This window comes from Streptomyces sp. MH60 (assembly GCF_002939385.1).
GTDB lineage: Bacteria > Actinomycetota > Actinomycetes > Streptomycetales > Streptomycetaceae > Streptomyces.
On the sequence record NZ_MULI01000160.1, the window covers coordinates 1 to 4,651 of the forward strand.

Sequence of the window (4,651 nt, forward strand, 5' to 3'; positions counted from 1 at the left end):
GACGGCACCTTCGCCAAGAACTGGATGGACGAGTACCACGGCGGTCTGAAGAAGTACAACGAGTACAAGAAGCAGGACTCCGAGCACCTGCTGGAGACCACCGGCAAGGAGCTGCGCAAGCTCATGAGCTGGGTCGACGAAGAGGCGTAGGTCTTTGCCCCGCGGGGGTGCCCGGCGCACCGGGCACCCCCGCGGGTTCCACTTCCGGGTGATGCTTCCGCAGCGGCGCAGGACACTGCCCGCCACGCCACTAGACTGCTGAACACATACGCGTCAGGCCCACAGCGTCGTGCGTCTTCCACGCGGCTAGCAACCCTCCGCATGCGGCCGTCGGGACGGCCGTCCGCATTGGACTTGTGAGGACTCACGTGAGCTCGAAACCCGTCGTACTCATCGCTGAAGAGCTGTCGCCCGCGACCGTGGACGCGCTCGGCCCCGACTTCGAGATCCGCCACTGCAACGGCGCGGACCGGGCCGAACTGCTCCCCGCCATCGCCGACGTGGACGCGATCCTGGTCCGCTCCGCCACCAAGGTCGACGCCGAGGCCGTGGCCGCCGCCAAGAAGCTGAAGGTCGTCGCCCGCGCCGGTGTCGGCCTGGACAACGTGGACGTCTCCGCCGCCACCAAGGCCGGCGTGATGGTGGTCAACGCCCCGACCTCCAACATCGTCACCGCGGCCGAGCTGGCCTGCGGCCTGATCGTCGCCACCGCCCGCAACATCCCGCAGGCCAACGCCGCGTTGAAGAACGGTGAGTGGAAGCGCAGCAAGTACACCGGTGTCGAGCTGGCCGAGAAGACCCTCGGCGTCGTCGGCCTCGGCCGCATCGGCGCGCTCGTCGCGCAGCGCATGTCCGCCTTCGGCATGAAGGTCGTCGCCTACGACCCCTACGTGCAGCCCGCGCGGGCCGCGCAGATGGGCGTCAAGGTGCTGTCCCTCGACGAGCTGCTCGAGGTCTCCGACTTCATCACGGTCCACCTGCCCAAGACCCCCGAGACCCTCGGTCTGATCGGCGACGAGGCGCTGCGCAAGGTCAAGCCGAGCGTCCGCATCGTCAACGCCGCGCGCGGCGGCATCGTCGACGAGGAGGCGCTGTACTCGGCGCTCAAGGAGGGCCGCGTCGCCGGCGCCGGCCTGGACGTGTACGCCAAGGAGCCCTGCACCGACTCGCCGCTGTTCGAGTTCGACCAGGTCGTCTGCACGCCGCACCTCGGCGCCTCCACCGACGAGGCCCAGGAGAAGGCCGGCATCGCCGTCGCCAAGTCGGTCCGCCTCGCCCTCGCCGGTGAGCTGGTCCCCGACGCGGTCAACGTCCAGGGCGGGGTCATCGCCGAGGACGTCAAGCCGGGTCTGCCGCTCGCCGAGCGCCTCGGCCGCATCTTCACCGCGCTCGCCGGTGAGGTCGCCGTCCGCCTCGACGTCGAGGTCTACGGCGAGATCACCCAGCACGACGTGAAGGTGCTGGAGCTGTCCGCCCTCAAGGGCGTCTTCGAGGACGTCGTGGACGAGACGGTCTCCTACGTCAACGCCCCGCTGTTCGCCCAGGAGCGCGGCGTCGAGGTCCGGCTGACCACCAGCTCGGAGTCCCCGGAGCACCGCAACGTGGTGACCGTGCGCGGCACCCTCGCGGACGGCGAGGAGGTGTCGGTCTCCGGCACGCTGGCCGGTCCCAAGCACCTCCAGAAGATCGTCGCCGTCGGCGAGTACGACGTGGACCTCGCCCTCGCCGACCACATGGTCGTGCTGCGCTACGAGGACCGTCCCGGTGTGGTCGGCACCGTCGGCCGCGTCATCGGCGAGGCCGGGATCAACATCGCCGGCATGCAGGTCGCCCGTGCGACGGTGGGCGGCGAGGCGCTGGCCGTGCTGACCGTCGACGACACGGTGCCCGCCGGGGTGCTGGCGGAGGTCTCGGCGGAGATCGGCGCGACGTCCGCCCGGTCCGTCAACCTCGTCTGAGGTGACCTGCCCGGGGGCTGCCGCCCCCGGGACCCCCTCCTACGGCCCTGAAGGGCCTCGTCCTCAAACGCCGGACGGGCTGAGCGAGTCGGCCTTTCCGGCGTTTGCCATGTCCTCCTGCGGGCGCACCCTGATGTGCCGCAGCCCGAACGCCGCCAGCCCCGCCGCCCCGAGGAGCAGCAACGCCCCCGCGATCGCGGCACCCTGCATGCCGTCGGTGAACGCCTCGCGTGCCGCCGTGGCCAGGGCGTCTCCCGTGCGCCCGGGAAGTCCGGCGGCGACGGCCAGTGCGCCGCCCAGGGTCTCCTGGGCCGGGGCGGGCGCGTCCGCGGGGATGCCGTGGCGGTAGACGGCCGTACCGATGGAACCGAGGGCGGCCATGCCCAGGGCGCCGCCGAACTCGGTGCCGGTCTCCAGCAGTGAGGAGGCCGCGCCCGCCTTCTCGACCGGGGCCGAGCCGAGGGCCAGGTCGGTGAGCTGGGACATCACGACGACGATGCCGGCGGCGAGGACGCCGCACGCGGCCAGCACCAGCCACAGGGAGTCCGTACCGGCCAGGGCCAGCAGCCCGTAGCCGCAGGCCGCGATGACGAAGCCGGCCGTCACGAGGTACGCGCGCTCGACACCGCGCTGGGCCAGCTGGGCGGCGACGGGTGCGGCGGCGCCGATGAGCACCGACGGGAGCAGGCTCCACAGCGCGGCCTCCAGCGCGCTCTTGCCCAGGACCGACTGGAGGTACTGGGTGGTGAAGTACGCCGAGCCCATCATCCCGAAGGCCGACACGGTGTTGAGGACCAGCGCGGGGGTGAATCCGTGGCCCCGGAAGAGGGCGGGCGAGATCATCGGCGAGGCCGAGGTGCGCTGGCGGTGCACGAACAGGGCCGCGAACAGCAGACCGACGGTGATCGAGACGACGTAGCGGACGTTCCAGCCCTCGGAGGGCAACTCCTTGAGGCCGTAGACCACGGGCAGGACCGCCGCCATCGACAGCGGGACGCTCAGCAGGTCGAAGCGGCCGGGGGAGGGGTTCTTGGACTCCGGGAGCAGCACCGGACCGAGGATCAGCAGCAGGGCCATCGCGGGCAGGTTGACCAGGAAGACCGAGCCCCACCAGAAGTGCTCCACGAGGACCCCGCTCATCACCGAGCCGAGCGCGATCCCGGCCGTCATCACCCCGGACCACAGTCCGATCGCCTTCGCCCGCTGGGCGGGGTCGGTGAACATCGTGCGGACCAGCGCCATCGTCGACGGCATCAGGGTGGCGCCGCCGATGCCGAGGACCGCGCGGGCCGCGATCAAAGTCTCGGCGGTGTGCGCGTAGGCCGCGAGCAGGGAGGCCGCGCCGAAGGCCACCGCGCCCAGGAGGAGCAGCCTGCGGCGGCCGACGCGGTCGCCGAGCGCTCCCATCGTCATCAGCAGGCCGGCCAGGACGAAGCCGTAGATGTCGAAGATCCAGAGCTGCTGGGTGCCGCTCGGGTCCAGGTCGGCGCTGATCTCCGGGATCGCGAAGTACAGGACGGAGACGTCCATCGAGACCAGCAGCAGCGGAAGCATCAGAACGCCCAGCGCGGTCCACTCACGGCGGCCGGCCCGGGACGGGTTCGTTGTCATGCCGGTGACTGTACAAGCGTCCTATACGCCTGTCTAGGACGCCTGTTTAATACGTCCGTATGGACGGATGGGTAGGGTGGTGGCATGGGACACCGTGAGGATCTGCTGGAAGGCGCCAAGCGCTGCCTGCTGCAGAAGGGATTCATGCGCACCACGGCGCGCGACGTCGTCAAGGAGTCGGGGACCAACCTGGCGTCCATCGGCTACCACTACGGCTCCAAGGACGCCCTGCTCGCGCAGGCCTACGTGGCGCTGGTCGAGGACATGGCCGACGCGTTCGAGGGCGGTGAGACCGCGGGGCTGACCACCGAGCCCGGCTCCGTGGAGCGGTTCCGCGAGGTCTGGTCGAACGTCATCGCCACCATGAAGGAGCCCGGCTCCCCGTGGCGGCTCAGCATGGAGATCATCGTCATCGGCGACCAGCTGCCCGAACTGCGCGACCACCTCGCGAAGGCCCAGCAGGAGGCCGGACGCGGGTTCATCCCGCTGCTCATGGGCGGTCGGGAGGAGGACGTCTCCGGGGACGAGCTCGGCACCCTCGGCATGTTCTACGTGACGCTGATGACGGGGATCATCGCGCAGTGGAGCTTCGATCTGAAGACCGCGCCCGAGGCGGACCAGCTCGCCGAGGGGCTCCGCCGGGTGATCGAGGCCGCTACCGGAGGCGGTGCGCCTTGAGCGCCATGTGCAGAAGCAGCCGGTCCTCGCCGTCGTCCAGGTCCAGGCCCGTGAGCTGTTCGACGCGCGAGAGGCGGTAGTACAGCGTCTGGCGGTGGACGCCCAGCTCGGCTGCGGTGCGGCCGGCCTGGCCCGCGCAGTCCAGGTACACCTCCGCCGTGCGGGCGAGTTCGCGGTGGGCGGGGGACAGCAGCGCCCGTACGGCGGGATCGTCGGCGGAGCGCGGGGGCAGCGAGGTCAGCAGGCGGAACGCCCCGATCGACGTCCACTGCGCGACCGGCCCGAACCGCGCCTCCGCCCGCGCCGCCCGGGCCGCCGCCGACGCCTCCGACCAGGCCGTCCCCAGATCGGCGAGCCCCGTGCGCGGCGCGGAGACCCCGGCCGCCACACCGCCCGGCGTGCCC

General features: G+C 71.3%; 4 protein-coding genes and 1 pseudogene. 3 read left to right on the forward strand and 2 right to left on the reverse strand.

What is annotated here, in order from left to right; translation table 11 throughout:
• Both BZZ08_RS38110 and serA read left to right on the forward strand, forming a co-directional pair.
• Nucleotides 1–150: pseudogene (locus BZZ08_RS38110) on the forward strand (ketol-acid reductoisomerase); the annotation flags it as partial.
• A gap of 218 nt (nucleotides 151–368) precedes the next feature.
• Nucleotides 369–1,958 carry a phosphoglycerate dehydrogenase gene (gene serA / locus BZZ08_RS38115; protein ID WP_104636697.1) on the forward strand — a complete coding sequence of 530 codons (1,590 nt, stop codon included), beginning with the start codon at nucleotides 369–371 and terminating at the stop codon, nucleotides 1,956–1,958.
• Nucleotides 1,959–2,021: 63 nt separating this feature from the next.
• Here the strand turns inward: serA and BZZ08_RS38120 are convergent, their stop codons facing one another.
• Entirely contained in the window at nucleotides 2,022–3,569 is a 1,548-nt protein-coding gene (locus BZZ08_RS38120; RefSeq protein ID WP_104636698.1) for an MFS transporter, read from the reverse strand.
• A gap of 84 nt (nucleotides 3,570–3,653) precedes the next feature.
• Here BZZ08_RS38120 and BZZ08_RS38125 point away from each other — a divergent pair, with 84 nt between their 5' ends.
• Nucleotides 3,654–4,247 carry a TetR/AcrR family transcriptional regulator gene (locus BZZ08_RS38125; protein WP_104636699.1) on the forward strand — a complete coding sequence of 198 codons (594 nt, stop codon included), beginning with the start codon at nucleotides 3,654–3,656 and terminating at the stop codon, nucleotides 4,245–4,247.
• Here the strand turns inward: BZZ08_RS38125 and BZZ08_RS38130 are convergent.
• The coding region (locus BZZ08_RS38130) for a PucR family transcriptional regulator (RefSeq protein ID WP_133169275.1) at nucleotides 4,225–4,651 on the reverse strand (427 nt) is incomplete at its 5' end. The genes BZZ08_RS38125 and BZZ08_RS38130 overlap by 23 nt on opposite strands.

Bases quoted from the DNA above. Each gene is read 5' to 3' on its own strand.
- BZZ08_RS38120 (WP_104636698.1), bottom strand. From the start codon at position 3,569: ATGACAACGAACCCGTCCCGGGCCGGCCGCCGTGAGTGGACCGCGCTG.
- BZZ08_RS38125 (WP_104636699.1), top strand. From the start codon at position 3,654: ATGGGACACCGTGAGGATCTGCTGGAAGGCGCCAAGCGCTGCCTGCTG.